This window comes from Garicola koreensis (assembly GCF_014195445.1).
Lineage (GTDB): Bacteria > Actinomycetota > Actinomycetes > Actinomycetales > Micrococcaceae > Nesterenkonia > Nesterenkonia koreensis.
Window position 1 is genome coordinate 625,251 of record NZ_JACIBT010000001.1, and the last position, 21,726, is coordinate 646,976.

Below are 21,726 nucleotides of genomic sequence, written 5' to 3' on the forward strand. Positions count from 1 at the left end.
TGATGATTTCGAAGCTTCCCACCCGCATTACCACCGCCACCAAGGTGCTTGCCTGGGCGACGCTGATCTCCAATATCGGCATCATCCTCACCGGCGGTGCGGTGCGGCTGACGGCCTCCGGGCTGGGCTGCCCCGAGTGGCCGCGATGCACCGCTGAGTCCTGGGTGAATACACCCGAGATGGGGGTCCACGGGGTCATTGAGTTCGGAAACCGACTGCTGACCTATGTGCTGATCGCCATCAGTGTGGCGATGTTCCTGGCGGTGGTGCGGCTGTGGCGCACCCACCGGTCGCTGGTGATCTACTCCCTCGTCATCGGGTTCGGCATCCCGCTGCAGGGTGTCATCGGCGGCATCACCGTCTGGACCGATCTGAACCCGTGGGTGGTCGGGCTGCACTTCATCCTCTCCGCGGGGCTGGTCATGGTCGCGACGATGCTGCGCAACCGCGTCGCCCTGGAGCTGAAGCACCAGGGAACCCCAGGCAAACCCCTGGTCGACGGCGAACGCGATGCCGTGACGACCGGTTTGACCCCCATCATCCTCCTGGCCGGATGGGCCGCCGTGGTCCTGGGAACCATCGTCACCGGCACCGGCCCCCACGCTGGAGACCCGGGCTCACCGCGGCATGAGTTCACCCCCGAGCTGGTCACCCGGCTGCACGTAGTGCCGGTCTACATTCTCTGCGCGGCTGCCATCGTCATCGTGATCCGCCAGCGCAGACTCGCCGCCTCACCCGCGCAGCAGCGGGCCGGCTGGTTCTTAGTGACGGTGATCGTGTTCCAGGCAGCCCTAGGCTACGTCCAGCACCTGACCGGTCTTCCGATTCTGCTGGTGGGCCTGCACATGCTCGGCGCAGCTCTGACGATCGTCGCCAGCATCGGCGTCCATGATCGCTACCGCAGCCGCTACACCACCCGCGGGCTCACCACTGAATCTGGTCTGGCTCAGCCGCGCACAACCGAGCCCCGCGCCACGGTCTAACGCTGCGCCGTGTGGTCGTCGTAGATGTTCAGCGACCCCGCATAGCTGGCGACCCACACTGAGCCGGTGGGCTCATCGTAGGTCACTCCGATCGGCTGGGGGTCAGTGGCCTGCCGGTCGATCTCCTCCAGCGTTTCGGCGTCGAACTTGGAGACCGTGTCCTCGTGGTAGTTGACCACATACAGCGCCGTGCCGTCGGCGGAGATGTCCATAGTGCGCGGCTCCCGGCCGGTGCTGGTTGAGTCGATCACCTCATTGGTCTCGGTGTCGAAGGCCACCAGCAGGTCAGACCAGGCGAACGTCACGTAGAGGACCTCGGAGTCCGGGGAGAGCACCAGGTGCCGGGGGAACTCACCGGCGCTGTAGATGACCTCTCCCTCACCGGACTCGAGATCCACCTCCCACAGCTCATTGGCATACATTGCGGTCACGTAGACGGTCTCGTTGTCCGGCATAGCAGCGATTCCGCGCGGCTGAGAGCTCAGCGGCACCCGCATCTCCTCCTCGCCGGTCTCGGTGTCGATCACCGAGAGGTCAAAGTCGCACCAGTTGGTCACCAGCAGCCGCGACTCATCCGGGGTCAGCGCCACAAACTTCGGCACCCGGCCGACCTCGATGAACTGGTCCCAGTCCTGGGCCTCGGCGCTGTACCGGTAGACCGCACTGGGCGCCATCGCGTCGCCGTTGCGGCAGTCGTCGAACGCCTCGGCGCCCATATCCTCCAGGCGGTACTGGGAGACATAGGCGTATTCGCCGTCCTCAGTCCACACCGCCTCCACCGGCGCTCCGGAGACCGTCTGCGGGTAGCCCTCGACGCCGAACTCCTCGGGACTGATCGTATCGGGAAGCTCCTGGACCAGTTCCTGAGACTCGGTGTCGTAGAGCGTGACCGTGTTCTGGTACATCATGTTGTTGGCGATCGCCAGACCGTGGCCGTTGGAGACGATGGATTTCGGTGAAATCGCCGGCTCGGAGATCGTGGTCTCCGGGGTCATCGTGGTGGTGTTCGCCGCCGGCCACTCGGGCTGCGCGTCATCAGACTCGGCTGCCTCATCTGGCTGGTCCGTGCTCTCAGTCTCCGCAGATTCATCGCCCGGATCCTCAGCCGCAGTCTCACCGTCGGGGTCCTGCTCATCCAGGGTGGGGCCGGGGATGGTGCCGCTTTCGGTGCCCTGACCGGCATCCTCGGGCACCGGGTCCGCGCCGCAGGCGCTGACGGCGAGCAGCACCGCCAGCGAGGCGATGGGCCAAGACGTACGACGTCGGGTGGTGGAGTGTTGTGCCAGGGTATTCACGGTCCTCTTACCTCACATGCGCAGCTGAACGGTTCCTGCAATTCTGTCATGCAACGGCTGTCCGTCCGGACCGACCACGACGGCGGGGATCACCAGCAGCAGCAGGGCAACGCGCGCCAGCGCCCATATGGGCCCGGGGATCCGCTGGCCGCGCACCACCTGAATGCGCACCAGGCGCTTGCCGATGCTGACCCCCAGCATGCCCACCAGGCCCACATGCATCAGGACAAAAATGCCCAGGGTCACCCACGGGTCCAAATCGAACCAGGTGGCGGAGATGACAGTGGCGATGCCCCAGTCGATGAACAGCGCCAGGATCCGGCGGCTCCAGGGGGCCAAGGACCCGGGGCCGAATGCGGGCAGGCCCAGCTCGTCGCCGGGCCAGCGGGAAGCGGGGGAATCGTCAGTGGGCACCATGTCAGTCTAATCCAGCACCCGGTTCCGAGCAGACTGCGCACTCGGAAACATGCCGCAAGCGTTGGCGTGACAATCATCAGCCCTCTTCGGCGACTATTCTGGAGGGGTCGGTACTGAAACTCACCTGTCGAGGAGCGTTGCACGCATGTTTTCCAGCCCAGAGGAAATCCTGAAGTTCATTGAGGACGAGGGTGTGAAGTTCGTCGATGTCCGCTTCACCGATCTTCCCGGCCTGCAGCACCACTTCAACGTCCCCGCCCACACGGTGGACCTGGATTTCTTCGAGAACGGTCAGCTGTTCGACGCCTCCTCCATCCGCGGGTTCGCGGGCATCCAGGATTCAGACATGCAGCTGATCCCCGATCCCAGCACCGCCTATGTGGATGAGTACCGCGACGCCAAAACCCTAATGATGACGTTCTCGATCGTCAGTCCGCTCACCGGAGAGCCCTATGGGCGCGACCCGCGCGGGGTGGCGCAGAAGGCCGAGGAGTACCTGGCGTCCACCGGCATCGCTGATACGGCCCTCTTCGGTCCCGAGGCGGAGTTCTTCCTCTTCGACTCGGTCTCGTTCAGGTCCACACCGCAGGAGTCCTTCTACTCCATCGGTTCCCGGGAGGCTTCCTGGTCCTCCGGCGAGGCGAAGGATGTGCCGGGCGGTCACTGGATGGCCAATAGGGGCGGATACTATCCGGTCTCGCCGCAGGACCAGACCGCTGAGGTCCGTGATGAGATTGTGCTGGCCCTGGAGCGTGCCGGCCTCTCGGTCGAGCGGGCCCACCACGAGGTCGGTGCCCCCGGCCAGCAGGAGATCAACTACAAATTCAACACGCTGACCCACTCCGCCGACGACATCCAGAAGTTCAAGTACGTCGTGAAGAACACTGCGGCCACCTATGGGTTCACCGCAACCTTTATGCCCAAGCCGGTGTTCGAGGACAACGGTTCGGGCATGCATGTCCACCAGTCACTCTGGACCGAGGGTGAGCCGCTCTTCTACGACGAGAAGGGCTACGCCAACCTCTCAGACACTGCGCGCTGGTACATCGGCGGCATCCTGCAGCACGCCCACGCGCTGCTGGCGTTCACCAACCCGACGGTCAACTCCTACCGACGCCTGGTCAAAGGCTACGAGGCACCGGTTTCGCTGGTGTACTCCCAGGGCAACCGCTCAGCGGCCATCCGGATCCCGGTCACCGGCTCAAACCCGAAGGCCAAGCGCATTGAGTTCCGCGCCCCCGACGCTTCGGGAAACCCCTACCTGGGCTTCGCGGCCATGCTGATGGCCGGACTGGACGGTATTAAGAACCGTATTGAGCCCCACGAGCCGGTCGACAAGGACCTCTACGAGCTTCCCCCCGAAGAGCTGAAGGACATCCCGCAGGCACCCGCCTCCTTGGACGAGGCGCTGGCAGCCCTGGAGCAGGATCAGGAGTTCCTGCTCGAAGGCGGGGTCTTCACCGAGGAGCTCCTCCAGACTTGGATCGACTATAAGCGTGAAGAGGAGATCCTCCCGCTGAGCCTGCGCCCGAACCCCTATGAGTTCGAGCTCTACTTCTCCGTCTGAGGCGGAGGGGTCAGGCGCACCGGGCCTCAGAAGAGTTGGCGCAGGTTCGTCCTGGCCAGGTCCAGCAGCTGATCACCCTTGCCGCTGAGAACGGTGCGGATGGCGTACAGGGTGAATCCCTTGGCCTGGGCTGCGGTCACCGCCGGCGGCATAGACAGCTCCTGGCGTTCCGTGGTGACGTCCAGCAGCGCAGGCCCGTCATGGGCCATGAAGTCCTGCATCGCTGAGGGAAGTTCCTTGGAGGTCTCCGCACGGATTCCCCGAATCCCCATAGTCTCCACCATGTCTGCGAAGTTGGGATTCTTCAGCCCGGTGCCGTAATTGACGAAGCCGTCGGCCTTCATCTCCACCTCCACGAAGTTCAGCGAGGAGTTGTTGAAGGTCACGATCTTCAGGGGCAGATCATATTGGGCGATGGTCAGCAGCTCACCCATGAGCATCGCCAGTCCCCCGTCACCGGCCAGGGCAACGATCTGCCGATCCGGATAGGCCAGCTGAGCCCCGATGCCTTGGGAGACAGCATTGGCCATCGAACCGTGGGCGAAGGACCCGATGAGTCGGCGCCGCCCGTTCATGCTCAGGTAGCGGCAGGCCCAGATCACCGGACTGCCCACGTCTGGGATGAACACTGCGTCGTCGTCGGCTGCTTCGTCCACCAGCCGGGCCACGTACTGCGGGTGGATGGTCCGCTTCGAGGGGCTGGCCAGAGAGTCCAAACCCTTGCGCGTCTTCTGGTAGTGCTTGGTCATGGTGTCCAGATGCTTAGCGTCCCGGTGGGCCTCCAGCCGGGGCAGCAGCTGCTCCAGGGTCTCCTTCACACCCCCGACGAGTCCGACGTCTACCGCTGCCCTGCGCCCGATCTGCTCGCCTCGGATGTCGACTTGGACGATGGTCGCATCCGGATAGAACTGCTGGTAGGGAAGGTCTGAGCCCAGCACCACCAGGGTCTCGGCCGCCTCCATGGCCTTATATCCGGAGGAGAAGCCCAACAGACCGGTCATCCCGACGTCGTAGGGATTGTCGTATTCGACGTGCTCCTTGCCCCGCAGTGCGTGGACGATGGGAGCCTGAAGCCGCTCGGCGGCCTGCAGCAGCTGCGTGTGGGCACCCTCGACCCCGGCACCGGCCAGTATGGTGACCTTCTCACACGTGTTGAGTGCCTCAGCGGCACGGTCGAGCTGATCCTCGGCAGGGGTGACGTGGGAGCGGGCCGCAGTGATGGTCTCCGCTTCGGCCTTGATGTCTGCCAGGGCGACGTCGCCGGGGATCACCAGCACGGCCACCCCGCGCTTCTGCAGCGCTTCGCGCATTGCGATTCGCAGCAGCCGCGGCATCTGTTCCGGGTGGGCGACCTGTTCGACGTAGACGCTGCATTCTCTGAAGAGCTCCTGGGGGTGGGTCTCCTGGAAGTATCCCGACCCGATCTCCTCGCTGGGGATGTGCGCGGCAATTGCCAGCACTGGGGTGCGTGAGCGCTGAGCGTCATAGAGCCCATTGATCAGATGCAGGTTCCCCGGCCCGCAGCTGCCGGCGCATACGGCCAACTCGCCGGTCAGCTGGGCTTCGGCACTCGCGGCGAATGCGGCAGCCTCTTCATGCCGGGTCTGGATCCAATCCAGCGTTCCGGCGGCCCGCAGCGCATCGGTGATCCCGTTCAGCGAATCTCCGGGAATCCCATAGACGCGCTTCACACCACTGGCGTGCAGGGTGTCGACAATATTGCGGGCAACTGTGGCCACGTTGGTCCTCCCAATAGTTTTCGGTCGGGGGTGCCGGCCGGTATAGCTTCCTGTGCGTTGAGTCTAGGGTCCTCCGCACGGCAAAGGCCAGAGTATGGGAGCGGACTGCGTGGCCTTCTCCTATTCGGAGTCCGTCGGCTTCTGACTGCGCGCCTGCCTGCCGATTCTTGCCGAACCTGTCCTCGCCGCGATCGTGCCTCGCGGTCCGGCCGGGCGGTCCTTATCAACGTAGGGGTCACGCATCACCGGCGGCTCATCAACAGCCTCAGGTTCGACGACGATTTCGGAGGTGTCGAACTCGCGCTCGTCCTGGCGCCGATCATGCTCTTCGGGGGGCAGTACCTTTTTCCAGGTGCGTGTTCGCATCGGAGGCAGCTCGCTGGCATCTTCTCGCAGACCGCGATACAGGGCATACATTTGGAAGTACCCCATCACGAAGAACGGCAGGCCGACCAGAACAATGGTCTTCTCCAGCGCCTCCAGGCCCCCGCTGCCGGAGAAGACCAGCAGAGCGGCGGTGATCACAGCAATAGCGACGGCCCAGAAGATGCGCTGGCCCAGGGGGTTGAAGTCTTCGTGCCCATTGGCCATCGTGTCGGTGACCAGAGCCGCAGAGTCTACCGAGGTGATGAAGAAGATCACGATCACCATGATCGCGATCACCGAGACGAACGTGGAGGCAGGGTAGTTCGCTAAGAAGGCGAACAGCGCGCCGGGGATGTCCTCGTCCTCGACAACCGTTTGGACCAGACCGCCCTCACCGTTGAGCTCAATGTCGAAAGCAGCATGGCCAAAGATGCCGAACCACAGCACCGAGAAGCCCGCAGGGACCCCAAGCACCCCGGCAACGAACTGCCGGACCGTGCGGCCTTTGGAGATCCGAGCGATGAAGATGCCCACGAAAGGTGACCAGCTGATCGTCCAGGCCCAATAGAAGACGGTCCAGGAGTCCTGCCAGCCAGAGTCAGCGAAGGCGTCGTTCCACAGCGCCAACTCGGGCAGATTTATCAGGTAGCTGCCCGCTGCCTCGATGGTGCCCTGCAGGACGAAGAGGGTGGAGCCGGTCACCAGAATGAACACCAGCAGCCCGATTGCCACCCAGATGTTGACGTTGGAAAGCACTTTGATGCCACGGTCCAAACCCAACGCGACCGAGATCATTGCCGCCCCGCCGACGACGCCGATGATGACCAGCTGCCACACGGCATTCTCGGGGATGCCGAACACACGAGAGATTCCGCCGTTGATCTGCAGGGCGCCCAACCCCAGGGACACCGCGACGCCGAAGACGGTGCCGATGATGGCGACCACGTCGATGACCTTGCCGATCGGCCCATGAATCCGCTCGCCCAGGATGGGCTGGAAGATCGAGCTGACCCGGGGCGGCAGGTTGCGCTTGTGGATGAAGTAGGCGAAGCACAGTGCCGGCAGCGTGAAGATGGCCCAGGTGTGCAGGGTGAAGTGGTAGAAGGTGAAGTTCATCGCATCTGCTGCAGCCTCGGTGGTTCCGGGTTCTATCCCCAGCTCAGGCCCGCGCGGCGGATCGCCGAAATGGCTGACCGGTTCGGCCACGCCCCAGAACATCAGAATGCTGCCGATGCCGGCGGCGAACAGCATGCCGCACCACGCAAAACCGGAGTGCTCGGGAGCTTAGTCATCGGGGCCCAATGTGACACGGCCGAACCGGCTGATCGCGACGAGGACCAGAAAGATCAGAAACAGGGTGAGACCGAGGATATAGAACCAGCCCAGGTTGGTGTAGAGCCAGTCTGAGGCGGCGGTGACGGCTGCATCGAGGGGTTCGGTGAAGACGATGGTGGTAATCACGAACAGGATCATCAGCGCGGCCGCGCTGAAGAATATCGGCGGCGAGGTGCGCAGCCGCAGCAGATCGTGCAATCGGGTCAGCATTACGTTGACTCCTCAGACCAGGCGCGACCCGAGCTGATCAGGCCGGGGTGCCGATTCTGCCGCTGATTCACTTATATGGGAACCCCTCATCAGGTCCCGGAATGTTCTGACCGGCTCGGTGAGTTGGGATGTATATGAGCTCACCTGTATCCCGCCCCCTGTCCTGGCTAGACCTCGCTCGCGTCCGTCAGGGCGAACCCATGGCCGATGCGATCAACCGGTCCGTGCGCCTGGCGCAGACTGCTGACCGCAGCGGCTATACCCGCATCTGGTTCGCCGAGCACCACAACATGCCTCACATCGCATCCTCGGCGACCTCCCTACTGATCCAGCACATTGCCGCGAACACCGAGCACCTGCGCGTCGGGGCCGGGGGCATCATGCTGCCCAACCACTCCCCGCTGGTGATCGCCGAGCAGTTCGGCACACTGGGGACCCTCTACCCCGGCCGCATCGACCTGGGGCTGGGCCGCGCCCCCGGAACCGACGGGCAGACCATGCGCGCCCTGCGGCGTGACGGCACCGAATCTGACCGGTTCCACGCCGATGTCATGGAACTCTCCGGCTATCTGACCGGACACACCCGCATCCCAGAGGTCAACGCCTTCCCCGGTCACGGCACCGATGTGCCGCTCTACATTCTGGGGTCATCTCTCTACGGCGCCCAGCTGGCGGCCACCCTGGGGCTGCCCTATGCCTTCGCCTCACACTTTGCCCCGCAGATGCTCGAGCAGGCTGCGCAGACCTACCGGGAGAACTTCAGCGCCTCCGGGTCGCTGCTGGGCCCCGACGCGCAGCCGCACTTCATCGCAGCAGCCAATGTGGTGGTTCACGACGACGCCGACACCGCCCGGGACCAGCGGCACCGAGCTGAGAACAGCTGGATCAAGATGATGCTGGGCCGCAACCGGTCACTGGCCGAGGACGACGTGGAGCAGCTGCGCGACCACCCGGCAGGCCAGCAGGTGCTGGGTATGCTGTCCCGCACGGCCTCCGGGGGCCCGGACGAGGTGACTGCCTGGCTGGAGAGCTTCGCCGATCAGGTGCAGGCTGATGAGCTGATGCTGGTCAATCTTGCCCCTGACGAGCAGGTCCAGCATCGCGCCGTCGAGCTGTTGGCACCGTCGCCGGCACAGTCCTAGCTGTCGAGGCGCAAGCCTAACTGTCGTAGAACAGCTTCTCGAAGACCTGCCGGGCGCGCCGGGTTGTGCGCAGGTAGTGCTCTTCGAAGGCGGCGGCGCGTCCTTTGTCGAACCCGCACCAGCGAGAGATGGCCTCCAACTCCAATCGCGATGAGGGCAGCACGTCAGAGAGTTTGCCGCTCCAGATCACGATTCCGCTGCGCACCCTGGTGCACAGCAGCCACGCATCGGCCAGTGCGGCGGCGTCGTCGGGGGCCAGCAGCTCCTCATCGACCAGGGAGTTGAGCACCTGAAGAGTGCCGGTGGTGCGCAGCACCGGTTTGTGGTGGGCATGCTGGAGCTGAAGCAGCTGCACCACCCACTCGACGTCGGTGAGCCCTCCGCGGCCCAGTTTGACCTGCCGCGCCGGGTCGGCCCCGCGTGGCAGCCGCTCGCCCTCCACCCGGGCCTTGAGGCGGCGGATTTCGCGCACCTCGGATTCTTGGAGAGGCTGATCGTAGCGGACCGAGTCGATGAGTTCGGTGAAATCGTGGGCGAGCTCATCAGAGCCGGCGGCTGGTCGGGCGCGCAGCAGCGCCTGCCGCTCCCAGGTGGCCATCCACCGCTGGTAGTACTCTCGGTAGGAGTCCAGGGACCGGGAGAGCGGGCCTTTCTTTCCCTCCGGGCGCAGGTCGGCATCAACCTGCAGCGGAAACTCGCCGCGCACTGCCGGTCTGACCGGTTTGGAGAGCAGCTGGGTCATGCGCAGGGCGATCTTCTGCGCCTGGGAGTCCGCCTCGGCCTTCTTCGCCCCGGGAAGGGCACGGTGGACGAACATCGCGTCCATATCTGAGCCGTAGCTGATCTCTTGGCCGCCCTGGCGGCCCATGGCGACCATCAGGAACTCCACCGCCAAGTCTCCCTCTCGGCGGATCTCGTTCTCCGCCACCCGCAGGGCCCCGACGGCGGCCGCCCGGTCGGCGGCTGACAGCGCCCGGCCGGCCTCCTCCACCGAGAGCAGCCCACATGCTTCGGCAATGGCGATCCGCAGCGTTTCGCGCTGTCTGATCATGCGTGCCGGGCGGACTGCAGAGCTGAGCTGCCCGTTGTGACGAGCGATGGCGCTGCGCACTTCTGCCCAGAGGGTCTCGAAGCTGTGGGTGACCAGCAGGTCATCCTCCCCCAGCCACCGGGCAGACTCCGGCATATGCTCCAGCATCTCGGAGATCAGCTTGGAGCTGGTGAGCATATGCGAAAGTCGTTCCGCGGCCATCGACGAGTCCCGCAGCATGGTCAGGTACCAGGGACTGGCACCCAGGGACTCGCTGATGCGTCGGAAGGCCAGCAGGCCGTGATCGGGGTCGACGCCCTCGGCCAGCCAGCCCAGCATGGCCGGCAGGATGCGCCGCTGCAGGGTCGCCTTGCGTGATACCCCGGAGGTCAGCGTCTCGATGTGTCGCAGGGCGCCGGCGGTGTCGCTGTAGCCCAGCGCGCTCAGCCGGTCCCGCACCGCCTCTGCGGAGAGCCTGACCTCGTCGTCGGCCAGCACAGCAGTGGTCGACAGCAGCGGCCGGTAGAAGATCTTCTGGTGGAAGGTGGAGACTTCACGGCGGGTGGCTCGCCACGCCTTGAGGAAACCCTCGGGCGCATGGCGTCGAGTCTGGCCCGGCGGCCGGGTGGCCTGAGCAAGGGCGCGCAGCTGAGTCTCATCCTCCGGCATCAGATGGGTGCGCCGCAGCTGGCGCATCTGGATCCGGTGCTCGTAGAGCCGAAGTTGCTGGTAGCAGCGGATCATGGCCGCTTGGTCGCGGCTGGAGACGTACTCGCCGGTTCCCAGGGCCGCAATGGCTGACAATGTGTCCCGGACTCGGATGCTGGGGTCCACCCTGCCGTGGACCAGCTGCAGCAGCTGGACGGTGAACTCGATGTCACGCAGCCCGCCGTGTCCCAGCTTCAGCTCCCGGTCGGTCTGCTCGGAGGGGATGTTGGCGAAGACCCGGCGGCGCATCGCCTGCACGTTCTCCACGAAGCCTTCCCGGGCCGAGGACTGCCACACCAGCGGCCAGATGGCCTCCATGTAAGCCTCACCGAGGCTGCGGCTGCCGGCGATGGGACGGGCCTTGAGCAGGGCCTGAAACTCCCACCCGCTGGCCCACCGCCGATAGTACTGCTGGTGCGACGCCACCGTGCGGGACAGCGGCCCGTCCCGACCCTCGGGCCGCAGGTTGGCATCTACCTCCCAGAGTGCGGGTTCACCTTCGGAGGCGTTGAGCACTTTGGCGATCCCCCCGGAGAGCGCAGCGGCGATTCGCTGGGCGGTGTCCTCGTCGACGTCATCTGGGGCACGGTGGACGAAGAGGACGTCCACGTCCGAGACATAGTTCAGTTCCCGTGCCCCCGTTTTGCCCATACCGATGACGGCCAGCTCCACCCTGGACGCCTGTTGGCTGCGGCTCTCCTCCTCGGCCCGGGCCACGGCCAGTGCCCCTTCGACGGCGGCGGCAGCCGCGTCGGCAAGCTGACGCGAGGCCTGTGGCACATAGCCGGCCGGATCGTCGGCGCAGAGGTCACGCAGGGCCAGTCGGGCCACTTCGCGCCGATAGGCGATCCGCAGGGCCCGACCAGCGTCCTTGGCGGTGAAGTCCTCATTGAGCCGGGCGGCGGGAAGCTCAGCGTCGGCGTCGGCCCGCACTGCGCTCATCATGGTGCGCAGCAGATCATCGGCGCCGACCACATGAGGCTGCGGTCCGCAGGGCTCGGTAAGGATGTCGGTGTGTTCGGGGTGCCGGATCAGGAACTCGCCCAGCGGCGGGGAGGCGCCCAGCAGGCGAATCAGCGGGACAGCCGCGGGGTAGTGCCGATCCCCCTGGCGGAAGAGGTCGTGGACGTCTGGGGCCCGTTCGGCCAGGCGGATCAGCAGCAGCAGGGCCTCATCGGCGTTGGGCGCCTCCGCCAGGGTGCGGACCAGGGACGCGGGGTCGAGGTCGGCCAGCTCGTCATCGGCGAGAAAAGTCTCCGCCCGCTGCAGCTCCTGGAAGCCTGCGGCTATGAGGTCCCGGGATGCGACTTCGCTCATGCGCCGTCTTCGGTCTGCGACGTCGAGCCCATGGGTCAGACCATGCCCAGGTACTTGTTGACTTCAAAGGGTGAGACGTTGATGCGGTACTCGTCCCACTCGTCCTGCTTATTGCGCAGCAGGTTCTCGAAGACCTGCTCACCGAGGATTCCGGCGACCAGCTCGGACTCCTCCATCTTGCGGATCGCGTCGTGCAGGGTGCTCGGCAGCGGGTTGAGCCCCAGTGCCTTGCGCTCTGCGGTGGTCAGGGACCAGACGTCCTCGGTGACGTGCTCTGAGAGGTCATAGCCCTCCTGGATGCCCTTCAGCCCCGCGCCGATGATCACCGCGTAGCCCAGATACGGGTTGGTGGAGGCGTCGCTGCCGCGGAACTCGACCCTGGCGGAGCCTCCTTTGGTGGGCTTGTACAGCGGAACCCGCATCAGGGCCGAGCGGTTGTTGTGCCCCCACGAGATGTGGCTGGGTGCCTCTCCCCCGCCCCAGAGCCGCTTATAGGAGTTGACGAACTGATTAGTGATGGCGGTGAACTCCGGGGCATGGGTCAGCACTCCGGCGATGAACTGCCGTGCCGTGGTGGAGAGGTTGAACTCCGCACTGGGGTCGAAGAACACGTTGGTGTCGCCTTCGAACATGCTGAAGTGGGTGTGCATACCGGAGCCGGGATGCTCGCCGAAGGGTTTGGGCATGAAGGTCGCGTACTTGCCGTGGGCCAGTGCGACCTCTTTGACGATGGTGCGGAAGGTCATGATGTTGTCCGCAGTGGTCAGCGCGTCGGCGTAGCGCAGGTCGATCTCGTTCTGGCCGGGTCCGGCCTCACTGTGGCTGAACTCCACAGAGATGCCCACCGATTCCAGCATGTTGACCGTCTGCCGGCGCAGGTCCTGGGCGACGATCCCCGCACTGTGGTCGAAGTAGCCGGCTCTGTCGGCCGGCACGGGCTGTCCCTGTTCGTCGAGCTCCTCCGACTTCAGCAGATAGAACTCGATCTCCGGGTGGGTGTAGCAGGTGAAGCCCATCTCTGCGGCCTCGTCGAGCTGGCGGCGCAGCACAAAGCGCGGGTCGGCCGCCGCCGGTTCCTGGTCGGGGGTGAGGATGTCGCAGAACATGCGCGAGGTGGGCTCGTCCTCACCGCGCCAGGGCAGAATCTGGAAGCTGGAGGGGTCAGGCTTCAGCAGCATGTCCGATTCGAAAACCCTGGAGAGCCCCTCAATGGAGGAGCCGTCGAAGCCCAAGCCCTCGGTGAAGGCACCCTCCACCTCCGCCGGGGCCAGAGCCACTGACTTCAGGGTGCCGACGACGTCGGTGAACCACAGCCGCACGAAGCGCACATCGCGCTCCTCAATGGTTCGCAGCACGAATTCCTGCTGACGGTCCATGGTGTACCCGGCCTCCTGAGAATGTGGGATGCTCCAGCGATTTCCACTCTACCCAACGGCCGGGACACCGGCGCTGGCATGAATCCTGCGTTCGCTGCCTGGAACAGACAGCTTCAGGAGGTCTGGGCGTCGTCGTCCTGCACGTCAGCATCCCCGTCGTCGTCGACGCCGCCCTCTTCCCAACGCTGGTTGTTCCGGTGGACCCGGTCCAAGGCTCGGCTGGCCTCCGCATGCGTCGTATAGGGGCCCAGCAGGTGTTTCCAGCTAGATTTCGCGCCCTCTTCCACCTGCCCGGTGTTGATGTTGTACCAGTAATCAGCCATACACCCAGCCTACGCCCAGCGTCACCTCCAGTGCCCACCCAAGGGCCCAGCCCACCGCACCGCCCACCGCACCGCCCACCGCACCGTCTGGTGGGCGTTTTGCGCCGCAATAGCGCGGTGAGCTGCCAACGAAGCGGCACTTATCGCCCACCAGAGCCCAGAGCGGGGCAGCGGCAGCAGGAGTTGTCCGGCCGGCACGGCAGATAGACTGACACCCATGGCTTCTGCAACCTCCACTGCCCCTGTAGGTACTCTGACCCCCGGCACGGTCTCCCCCGAACGCTCGGTGCCTGCCCACATCGACAGGCCCAACTACGTGGGGCTGTCGGAGCCGCCCAAGTACACCGGTCCCGACGCCTACGACCCGGACACGGTGCAGCGGATCCGGCGTGCCGGCCAGCTGGCAGCCGACTGCATGGTGGCCACCGGCGAGCTCATCAGACCAGGAGTCACCACCGACGAACTCGACGCCTTCGCCCACAACTACCTCATCGAGCGCGGCGCCTATCCCAGCTGCCTGCTCTACCGGGGGTTCCCCAAGTCCATCTGCACCTCGGTCAATGAGGTCATCTGCCACGGCATCCCCGACTCCACCGTCCTCAACGACGGCGACATTGTGAACCTGGACATCACCGCCTATCTGGACGGCGTCCACGGCGACCACAACGTCACGTTCTTGGTCGGCGAGGTGGATGAGGAGTCCACGCTGCTGGTCCAGCGCACCCACGAGGCGATGATGCGCGCCATCCGTGCTGTGAAGCCCGGGCGCCCGATCAACGTCATCGGCCGGGCCATCGAGTCCTACGCCAAGCGGTTCAACTACGGGGTGGTGCGCGAGTTCATCGGCCACGGCGTCGGCGAGGCCTTCCACACCGGCCTGGTGATTCCCCACTACGACGCCGCCCCGGAGTACTCCCAGCCCATGGAGCCGGGCATGGTCTTCACCATCGAACCGATGCTCACCCTGGGCACCCGCCACTGGTACCTGTGGGAGGACCAGTGGACCGCAGTCACCCGCGATCAGCGCCGCACCGCCCAGTTCGAGCACACCCTGGTGGTCACCGACGACGGCGCCGAGATCCTCACCCTCCCCTCCGCAGACTGAGGACACGCTATCCTGTTGCACAGATCCCCTGACATGGATCCCTTGACGCAGCGTCGCGTCGCCATCAATTACTGCGTCCGTCCCAACGTGTGATTTCTGTGGAGAGCTATGCCGAACCCTGCGCCCAAGCCGCCCACCGCTGCCGTGCCCCCAACCGCGGCTGCGGCGCTGACTGACCTGCCCCAGCTCGCGGTGGGGATCGACGTCGGCGGCACCGGCACCAAAGGCGGCATCGTCGATCTCACCGACGGCACCCTGGTGGGAAAGCGCTTCCGGATTCCCACGCCCCAGCCGGCCACCCCTGAGGCGGTGGCCGAGGTGATCGGCCAGATTCTCGACGAGCTGCTCAGCCGCAACGGCGCGCCTGCACAGACTGATCTGAGCGTGGGCGTGACCTTCCCCGCGATCGTGATCGACAATGTGGTGCTGTCGGCCTCCAACATCGATCAGTCCTGGCTCAACTGCGACACTGGTCTGCTGCTGGGTCACCTGCCGGGCCGCACCTTCACACTCAACGACGCCGACGCCGCCGGGCTGGCAGAGGCCCGCTACGGCGCCGGAGCCGGACGCACCGGCACCGTGATGACGGTGACCCTGGGCACCGGGGTCGGTTCGGCACTGGTGCACGACGGCGTCCTGGTCCCCAACTCTGAGCTGGGGCACCTGGAGTTCGAGGGCGTGGTCGCCGAGACCAAAGTCTCAGCCGCCGCCCGGCAGCGGGCCGATCAGCCCTGGGACGAGTACGGTGAGGTGCTGCGCCGGTACCTGACCCACGTGGAACGGATTCAGGCGGTGAATCAGTTCATCATCGGCGGCGGCGTCTCCAAACGCAGCGACGATTTTCTGCCCTACGTGACCGGACTGCGCGCCGAGGTGGTCCCGGCAGCACTGGTGAACAACGCCGGAATCGTCGGTGCGGCCCTGTTTGCGACGGAGCAGGCCGCGCTGACCGACCTGCGCGGATAGCGGTTCTCTGCCGCCGTCGTCGGTTTGCTAGACTTTCCCCTTGTGCTGGCCGATCCTGCCAGCACGCTTTGCGCCGATAGCTCAGTTGGTTAGAGCACTGCGTTTACACCGCAGGTGTCGGGGGTTCGAGTCCCTCTCGGCGCACCCAGCTTCCCGGTGGTGATCGGGTGCTTGCCTGAGCATAATAGAGGGATGGCTGAGCACAAGATCTACTCCATGAGCTTCTCCAACGTGTATCCCCACTATGTGAGGAAGGCGGAGAAGAAGGGCCGCACCCAGGCAGAGGTCGATGAGATCACCCGCTGGCTGACCGGCTACACCCAGAAGCAGCTTGAGCAGCAGCTGGAGGCTGAGACCGACTTCAAGACGTTCTTCGCCCAGGCACCGGAGCTGAACCCCTCCCGCAGTCTGATCACCGGAGTCATCTGCGGGGTGCGCGTCGAAGACATCAAAGAGCCCACGATGCAGCAGATCCGCTACCTGGACAAGCTCATCGACGAGCTCGCCCGCGGTAAAGCCATGGAGAAGATTCTCCGCGGCTGACAGCCCCCGCTGCGGCTCTCATGGTCGCGCAGTGGTCAGGGTCGCACAGCGGTCATGGTCTCACGGCGGTCGGCGTCCCGGCGGTGATGGTCAGCATCTGCTCGTACGTCGTCGGAAACACCGTCTTTGGATGACCGGCGGCCGCCCACACTTCGCTGTAACCGCGCAGGGCTGTGTCCACAAACGTTCGGACGGGGTGCGGGTGCCCGACCGGCGCCACTCCCCCGATGACTTGGCCGGTCGCGGCTTTGACGACGTCCTTGCTCGCCCTGCCGATCGTCCCGCCCAGGTGGGGCCCGAGCCAGTCGGTATCCACCCGGTGGGCTCCGGAGGTCAGCACCAGGATCGGCTCCTCATCCAGGGTGAACACCAAGGAGTTGGCGATCTGCCCCACGTAAATGCCCAACGCTTCGGCCGCAGCAGCCGCAGTGGTGGTGGCGTCGTCGAACCAGGTCACCTCCGGGTGAAGCCCGTGCCGCTGCAGGTCGGCGATGACATGGGACACGCTGGGATGCTGTGGATTGGCCATGCGCACGAACTTATCAACTTCTCTCGCGTGTAGTCTGCGGTCATGGCGATGGACTTCAGTGCCCAGGGAATCGCCGCCGCCTCTCCGGCAGACCGGCATCCGGGAATCTGACCGCTGGACGCTCTGGACGACGCCGCGCTGAGGTCTGCTCGGTCCTCTTGTTGGTGACAGTGGTCGTGTCCTACCTCACATCTAGTGTGGTGGGTATGGATGATCAGCAGCTGCTTACCCCACCGGTGCCGCCGAAGCTGCGGCATCTGATGGATGAGCCTGCCCTGGCCCAAGCGTGGGAGCATCAAGTCTCCGCGCGGCAAGCCGAAGCGGCCAAAATCAGGGTCCTGGTGGATCATGTGGCCGCCTGCCGGGACGAGCACTGCGACGAGTACGACTTCATCCAGGATGCTGCCGAGCGGGCCGCGGTGCATCAGGCGGCTCTGCTGTTGGGGTTCAGTGATCAGAGCACTGCGATCACCCTCAACGTGGCCGAGTACGCCCGTGAGCACCTGCCCTGGAGCTGGGAGGCCTTCTGCCGGGGCCTGATCGATACGCTGCGACTGCGCAAGATCAGCACCGCCGCCCAAAACCTGACGGGCCTGAACCTCGCGGGCGCCGATGTGCAGCGTCTGGATCCTGCCGCAGCGTTGGAGGCCATTGACCGCAGCCTGGGGGACTTTCAGAACTGGCTGCACCGGTTCATCGCCCACCTGGACTATGACGCCTACACCGCCCAGTGCGCGAGGAACCGTGCCCAGCGGTACGTCGGGTTCAGCCACGGCACCGATGGGATGAGCTTCATCGAGGCCCGGATCCCCACCGTGGAGGCCGCCGCGATCCAGAAACGCCTGAGCCTCACCGCCCGCCGCCACCACCGTGCCGCCCAAGACACGGCGGCCCAAGACACGGCGGCCCAAGACACTGGGGACACAGGCGCCCCGCAGCACCAGGCTGGCGCCGACAATGGCTCAGCAACGGGCCATCAGGCCCAGATGCCGACTTTGGCTCAGCGGGAGGCTGATCTGTTCTCCGCGTGGCTGCGCACCGGCGACACCCCAGAAGACGGTGCCCGGCCGGTGGAGGCGAAGATCATGATCATGATCCCCGAAACCACCCTGACCGGGGGGAGCAACCAGCCCGCCATGGCCGCTGACCGGTCCTGGATGCTCGCCGCCGACCAGGCCCGCACCCTCGCCGGGCACCCAGACGCTGAGCACCACTGGTACCACGGGCGCACCCGCCCCAACCGGGCCGGTGCTGATGTGGACGTGCTCTCGGTGACCTATGCCGGCCGCTACCCGCCACAGCGGCTGCGCGACGCACTGCTCTTCCGCGACGGGGTATGCACCACACAGGGCTGCACCATCGCCGCAGAACGATCCGACATCGACCACCACACACCCTTCGACGCCGGCGGCCCCACCAACGCAGCGAACCTATCCAGCCTGTGCCGCCGGCACCACCGGCTGAAATCCCACGGATTCCTCCACCCACCAGCACCACCGGAGGCCACCGGACGAGACAGCCCCCGAGACAGACCCCGAAGACGACCACAGTGCCCACCGGCAGACCTCATCCACACCGCCGCACACCCCATCACCTACGCCGTATGACCAGATGCCTACCGGCGCGGCAGACGCGGCTGCGTGCGGGTCGATAATGTCACACCGCTCTTCCATAGCCTCCGCAGGCCCATGTGGGTAGCCTCAGAGCACAGTATCCATACATCGAAAGGAGCAGGAACATGAAGGCAGTTCTCTACTACGGCAAGGAAGACCTGCGCATCGAAGATGTGGAGGAACCCCAGCTACGCTCCGGAGCGGTGAAGATCGCGCCAGCCTACAACGGCATCTGCGGAAGTGACCTGCATCTTTACCACGATGGTCCGATCCCGCCCGCGCCTACTGAGCAGGAGCCGCACCCGCTCTCCGGTGAGACCTTGCCGGTAGTTCTCGGCCATGAGTTCTCCGGTGTGGTGGAAGAAGTCGGCGAAGGCGTGACCGGCCTCTCCGTCGGCGCCTCCGTGGTGGTCGAACCGCTTATGGTCGATGGCACCTGCCCGGCCTGCCGCCAGGGAGCCTACAACCTCTGCGAGAAAATGGGGTTCATCGGCATCTCAGGTAGAGGCGGTGGACTCAGCGAGCACATCGTCGTCGACAAGGAATGGGTGCACCCCGTCGGCGAGATGCCGCTGGACCACGCGGCCATGATCGAACCGCTGGCAGTCGCCGTCCACTCCGTCCAGCACTCCCGGGTGAAGAGCGGACAGACTGCCGTCGTCGGTGGAGCGGGACCCATTGGTCTGATGGTCGCCTCAGTGCTGAAGGCATACAACGTCACAACCATTATCAGCGAACCCTCCCAGACCCGTCGCCAGGTGGCGCAACAGTCCGATGTCGCCGACTTCGTGGTGGACCCGGTCAATGAAGACCTCAGCAAGGCAGTGGCATCCCATACTGATCAAGCAGGCGCCGAAGTGGCATTCGACGCCGCCGGCGCGGGCCCCGTCGTCGGGCAGCTTCTGGACGTGCTGGCCCCCGCAGGACGGCTGGAGGTCGTCGCGCTCCACTCGAGTCCGGTCGAACTCGACATCACCGCGCAGCTGACCATGCAGGATCGTGAGATGGGCAGCACAATCGGCTACGCCCATGACCACGCCGAGGCGATCGAGCTGGTGCGGAGCGGCAAGGTGAACCTGGAGCCGTTCATCACCAGTCGCATCCTCGCCGACGACATCGTTGAGCAGGGATTCAACCGGCTCATCGAGAACAAGGACTCAGAAGTGAAAATCTTGGTATCGATGAGCTGAGGCGGAGGATCAAAATGCAGCATAGGACTTTTGGACCTACTGGTCGCAGGGTCTCCAGCATCGGATTGGGCACCTGGCAACTGGGCACCGAATGGGGAGACGTGGCTGAGGCCGATGCCCTGGCGGTGTTGGATGCCGCCGTCGAATCTGGGGTGACCCTCTTCGACACTGCCGATGTTTACGGTGACGGGCGCAGCGAGCAGCTGATCGGCCGCTGGCTCGCAAAGAACCCCACGTGGGGCGGCACCGTTGCCACGAAGATGATCCGTCGGGCGCCGGAACCGACGCTGGAGCACGCCACGGCCGCGAACTTCCGGGCATGGACCGACCGCTCACGCGCCAATCTGGGCGTCGACACGCTGGACCTGGTGCAGCTGCACTGCCCCACCGACGATGTGTATGGCTCAGACCTCGTCTTCGACACTCTCGACTCCCTGGTTGAGGACGCAACCATTACCGCATACGGGGTCAGTGTCGAGACCTGCGAGCAGGCGCTGCGTGCCATAGCCAGGCCGAACGTCGCCAGCGTGCAGATCGTCCTCAACGCCTTTCGGCAGAAGCCGCTGGAGGAAGTCATTCCTGCGGCCCGGCAGGCCGGGACGGCAATCATCGCCCGTGTGCCACTGGCCAGCGGTCTGCTCACCGGTCGTTACACCAAGGAGACGACCTTCGCGGATACCGACCATCGCAGCTTCAACCGGCACGGTGAGGCTTTCGACATCGGAGAGACTTTCGCCGGAGTCGACTTCGAAACCGGCGTTGATGCGGCTGCCGAATTCTCCGAACTGGCGCGCGACTTCCGACTGAAGCCTTCAGCAGCCGCCCTGGCATGGGCAGTGCAGCAGCCCGGAGTCAGCACCGTGATACCCGGTGCCCGCAGCCCCGAGCAGGCCCGCGGCAATGCGGCGGCTGCAGAGACGGACCCGCTGCCCGCTGAGTTTATGGCCGCGGTCCAAGAGCTCTACGGGCGGCGCATCAGGCCGTTGGTGCACCATAAGTGGTGATAGGGGTCATTGCACCCTCACTGCCGCCATGGCCGTCTACGCAGCCGTCAGGGAAGGATCAGCTCACCGGTGAAGTGGCGCCGGTTCTTCCGTGCGTTCCATCCGGTGAAGCGCTGGGTGCCGTCGGAGATGTCTTCCACAGCGAAGTTGACCGTCCCTGGCAGCGCCACCGGCGCTTCGAACTCAATGCTCCACCGGTGCCCGGCCGATTCCGGCTCTCGGCCCTCGAGCATCCGGGCGGCCGAATACATGCCGTGGGCGATCATCCCGCGCTGACCCAGGGCTTTGGCCGCCAGGTTGGAGACGTGTATGGGGTTATAGTCACCCGAGACGGCGGCATAGTCGCGACCGGCACCGGCACCCAGATTCCACTGCGCGGTCTTCCTCGGGGGCGTGAAGCCGCCCTGGCCGCGCCGGGACTGCTCGCCCTCCGGCTTGCCCGCTACAAAGGTGCCAATCCCCAAATAGGTGGAGACCCCGCTCCACAGCAGCTCACTCTGGTCAGCGGAGTCGACGTCGACGCCCTGCGGGTAGACGTCCACCGTAATGTCCACCTGGGTCCCCTTGCGGTGGGCACGGAAGTTCTGCGCCTTCACCAGGATCTGCAGCGATGTGTTCGGCATGACCGGCTGGTGGTGCTCCACCGTGTTGGCCAGGTGCACCATGCCCAAAAGCGGCAGCGGGAAGTCCTTGCTGCTCATCAGGCCCATCTGCACTGGAAACGCGGCGATGTGGATCAGCACTGAGGGCAGCGCGCCGCGGTGGGCGCCGTCGAAGGCCTCCCCGGCGAACAGCCGCCGGTAGTCCTCCACCTGCTGCTCGCTGATGCCCGGATGCCGGGCCACCACCGGCTCCACAGTCAGCCCGCGCAGTGAGCCGTTGGAGGAGAGCTTCGACTTCAGCGCACCCAGTGCCGCGCGGCGGTAGAGCGAACTCAGGTTCGGAAGGTCGATGGTCCGCGTCATGCG

The 21,726-nt window shown here is 65.3% G+C and carries 17 protein-coding genes, 1 tRNA gene and 1 pseudogene; 10 read left to right on the forward strand and 9 right to left on the reverse strand.

What is annotated here, in order from left to right:
* The first annotated feature begins 2 nt into the window (after nt 1–2).
* Nucleotides 3–983 (forward strand): COX15/CtaA family protein, encoded by a 981-nt coding sequence (locus FHX47_RS02900; protein ID WP_183357360.1) that lies wholly within the window; start codon nt 3–5, stop codon nt 981–983.
* Here FHX47_RS02900 and FHX47_RS02905 read toward each other — a convergent pair.
* A complete protein-coding gene (locus tag FHX47_RS02905; protein ID WP_183357361.1) occupies nt 980–2,278 on the reverse strand; it encodes a YVTN family beta-propeller repeat protein in 1,299 nt (432 codons plus the stop codon). The genes FHX47_RS02900 and FHX47_RS02905 overlap by 4 nt on opposite strands.
* A gap of 12 nt (nt 2,279–2,290) precedes the next feature.
* Nucleotides 2,291–2,695 carry an RDD family protein gene (locus FHX47_RS02910; protein ID WP_183357362.1) on the reverse strand — a complete coding sequence of 135 codons (405 nt, stop codon included), beginning with the start codon at nt 2,693–2,695 and terminating at the stop codon, nt 2,291–2,293.
* Nucleotides 2,696–2,840: 145 nt separating this feature from the next.
* On the opposite strand from FHX47_RS02910, the gene glnA (FHX47_RS02915) reads away from it, so the two are divergent.
* Complete coding sequence (glnA, locus tag FHX47_RS02915; RefSeq protein WP_183357363.1) at nt 2,841–4,262, forward strand: type I glutamate--ammonia ligase; 1,422 nt, start codon at nt 2,841–2,843, stop codon at nt 4,260–4,262.
* A 26-nt stretch (nt 4,263–4,288) separates the two neighbouring features.
* Here glnA (FHX47_RS02915) and poxB read toward each other — a convergent pair whose 3' ends face one another.
* Together poxB and FHX47_RS02925 are read right to left on the reverse strand one after the other, a co-directional pair.
* Entirely contained in the window at nt 4,289–6,001 is a 1,713-nt protein-coding gene (poxB, locus tag FHX47_RS02920) for a ubiquinone-dependent pyruvate dehydrogenase (RefSeq protein ID WP_183357364.1), read from the reverse strand.
* A gap of 120 nt (nt 6,002–6,121) precedes the next feature.
* Nucleotides 6,122–7,912 (reverse strand): annotated as a pseudogene (locus FHX47_RS02925) (BCCT family transporter).
* A gap of 134 nt (nt 7,913–8,046) precedes the next feature.
* On the opposite strand from FHX47_RS02925, the gene FHX47_RS02930 reads away from it, so the two are divergent.
* Nucleotides 8,047–9,054, forward strand: a complete 1,008-nt coding sequence (locus tag FHX47_RS02930) for an LLM class flavin-dependent oxidoreductase (RefSeq protein ID WP_183357365.1) — start codon at nt 8,047–8,049, stop codon at nt 9,052–9,054.
* 16 nt (nt 9,055–9,070) lie between these two features.
* Here the strand turns inward: FHX47_RS02930 and FHX47_RS02935 are convergent, their stop codons facing one another.
* The 3 genes from FHX47_RS02935 to FHX47_RS02945 all read right to left on the reverse strand — a co-directional run bounded on the left by FHX47_RS02935 (nt 9,071) and on the right by FHX47_RS02945 (nt 13,808).
* Nucleotides 9,071–12,109, reverse strand: coding sequence for a bifunctional [glutamine synthetase] adenylyltransferase/[glutamine synthetase]-adenylyl-L-tyrosine phosphorylase (locus tag FHX47_RS02935; RefSeq protein ID WP_183357366.1), 3,039 nt, complete (start codon nt 12,107–12,109; stop codon nt 9,071–9,073).
* Nucleotides 12,110–12,144: 35 nt separating this feature from the next.
* On the reverse strand, nt 12,145–13,485 hold the full coding sequence (glnA, locus tag FHX47_RS02940; protein ID WP_183357367.1) for a type I glutamate--ammonia ligase: 1,341 nt from the start codon (nt 13,483–13,485) through the stop codon (nt 12,145–12,147).
* A gap of 113 nt (nt 13,486–13,598) precedes the next feature.
* Complete coding sequence (locus FHX47_RS02945) at nt 13,599–13,808, reverse strand: SPOR domain-containing protein (RefSeq protein ID WP_183357368.1); 210 nt, start codon at nt 13,806–13,808, stop codon at nt 13,599–13,601.
* A 217-nt stretch (nt 13,809–14,025) separates the two neighbouring features.
* On the opposite strand from FHX47_RS02945, the gene map reads away from it, so the two are divergent.
* The 4 genes from map (at nt 14,026) to FHX47_RS02965 (ending at nt 16,422) form a co-directional block, all read left to right on the forward strand.
* Nucleotides 14,026–14,913, forward strand: a complete 888-nt coding sequence (gene map / locus FHX47_RS02950) for a type I methionyl aminopeptidase (RefSeq protein WP_183357369.1) — start codon at nt 14,026–14,028, stop codon at nt 14,911–14,913.
* A gap of 108 nt (nt 14,914–15,021) precedes the next feature.
* Nucleotides 15,022–15,879, forward strand: coding sequence for a polyphosphate--glucose phosphotransferase (gene ppgK / locus FHX47_RS02955; protein WP_183357370.1), 858 nt, complete (start codon nt 15,022–15,024; stop codon nt 15,877–15,879).
* 70 nt (nt 15,880–15,949) lie between these two features.
* Nucleotides 15,950–16,023: transfer RNA gene (locus tag FHX47_RS02960), tRNA-Val, on the forward strand.
* A 48-nt stretch (nt 16,024–16,071) separates the two neighbouring features.
* The gene (locus FHX47_RS02965) at nt 16,072–16,422 is read left to right on the forward strand and encodes a DUF2200 domain-containing protein (RefSeq protein ID WP_183357371.1); all 351 of its coding nucleotides are present in this window, start codon (nt 16,072–16,074) and stop codon (nt 16,420–16,422) included.
* Between the two features lie 52 nt (nt 16,423–16,474).
* On the opposite strand, the gene FHX47_RS02970 is transcribed toward FHX47_RS02965, so the two are convergent.
* Nucleotides 16,475–16,951, reverse strand: coding sequence for a YbaK/EbsC family protein (locus FHX47_RS02970; protein ID WP_183357372.1), 477 nt, complete (start codon nt 16,949–16,951; stop codon nt 16,475–16,477).
* A gap of 206 nt (nt 16,952–17,157) precedes the next feature.
* On the opposite strand from FHX47_RS02970, the gene FHX47_RS02975 reads away from it, so the two are divergent.
* The 3 genes from FHX47_RS02975 to FHX47_RS02985 all read left to right on the forward strand — a co-directional run bounded on the left by FHX47_RS02975 (nt 17,158) and on the right by FHX47_RS02985 (nt 20,758).
* The gene (locus FHX47_RS02975) at nt 17,158–18,558 is read left to right on the forward strand and encodes an HNH endonuclease (RefSeq protein ID WP_183357373.1); all 1,401 of its coding nucleotides are present in this window, start codon (nt 17,158–17,160) and stop codon (nt 18,556–18,558) included.
* 131 nt (nt 18,559–18,689) lie between these two features.
* Nucleotides 18,690–19,754: a 2,3-butanediol dehydrogenase gene (locus FHX47_RS02980; RefSeq protein ID WP_183357374.1), complete on the forward strand. Its 1,065-nt coding sequence runs from the start codon at nt 18,690–18,692 to the stop codon at nt 19,752–19,754.
* A 14-nt stretch (nt 19,755–19,768) separates the two neighbouring features.
* Nucleotides 19,769–20,758 (forward strand): aldo/keto reductase, encoded by a 990-nt coding sequence (locus FHX47_RS02985; protein WP_183357375.1) that lies wholly within the window; start codon nt 19,769–19,771, stop codon nt 20,756–20,758.
* A 47-nt stretch (nt 20,759–20,805) separates the two neighbouring features.
* On the opposite strand, the gene FHX47_RS02990 is transcribed toward FHX47_RS02985, so the two are convergent.
* Entirely contained in the window at nt 20,806–21,723 is a 918-nt protein-coding gene (locus FHX47_RS02990) for a MaoC family dehydratase (protein WP_183357376.1), read from the reverse strand.
* Between the last annotated feature and the right edge of the window lie 3 nt (nt 21,724–21,726).

Bases quoted from the DNA above. Each gene is read 5' to 3' on its own strand.
- FHX47_RS02900 (WP_183357360.1), top strand. From the start codon at position 3: ATGATTTCGAAGCTTCCCACCCGCATTACCACCGCCACCAAGGTGCTT.
- FHX47_RS02910 (WP_183357362.1), bottom strand. From the start codon at position 2,695: ATGGTGCCCACTGACGATTCCCCCGCTTCCCGCTGGCCCGGCGACGAG.
- glnA (WP_183357363.1), top strand. From the start codon at position 2,841: ATGTTTTCCAGCCCAGAGGAAATCCTGAAGTTCATTGAGGACGAGGGT.
- FHX47_RS02930 (WP_183357365.1), top strand. From the start codon at position 8,047: ATGAGCTCACCTGTATCCCGCCCCCTGTCCTGGCTAGACCTCGCTCGC.
- FHX47_RS02935 (WP_183357366.1), bottom strand. From the start codon at position 12,109: ATGAGCGAAGTCGCATCCCGGGACCTCATAGCCGCAGGCTTCCAGGAG.
- glnA (WP_183357367.1), bottom strand. From the start codon at position 13,485: ATGGACCGTCAGCAGGAATTCGTGCTGCGAACCATTGAGGAGCGCGAT.
- FHX47_RS02945 (WP_183357368.1), bottom strand. From the start codon at position 13,808: ATGGCTGATTACTGGTACAACATCAACACCGGGCAGGTGGAAGAGGGC.
- map (WP_183357369.1), top strand. From the start codon at position 14,026: ATGGCTTCTGCAACCTCCACTGCCCCTGTAGGTACTCTGACCCCCGGC.
- ppgK (WP_183357370.1), top strand. From the start codon at position 15,022: ATGCCGAACCCTGCGCCCAAGCCGCCCACCGCTGCCGTGCCCCCAACC.
- FHX47_RS02965 (WP_183357371.1), top strand. From the start codon at position 16,072: ATGGCTGAGCACAAGATCTACTCCATGAGCTTCTCCAACGTGTATCCC.
- FHX47_RS02970 (WP_183357372.1), bottom strand. From the start codon at position 16,951: ATGGCCAATCCACAGCATCCCAGCGTGTCCCATGTCATCGCCGACCTG.
- FHX47_RS02975 (WP_183357373.1), top strand. From the start codon at position 17,158: ATGGATGATCAGCAGCTGCTTACCCCACCGGTGCCGCCGAAGCTGCGG.
- FHX47_RS02980 (WP_183357374.1), top strand. From the start codon at position 18,690: ATGAAGGCAGTTCTCTACTACGGCAAGGAAGACCTGCGCATCGAAGAT.
- FHX47_RS02985 (WP_183357375.1), top strand. From the start codon at position 19,769: ATGCAGCATAGGACTTTTGGACCTACTGGTCGCAGGGTCTCCAGCATC.
- FHX47_RS02990 (WP_183357376.1), bottom strand. From the start codon at position 21,723: ATGACGCGGACCATCGACCTTCCGAACCTGAGTTCGCTCTACCGCCGC.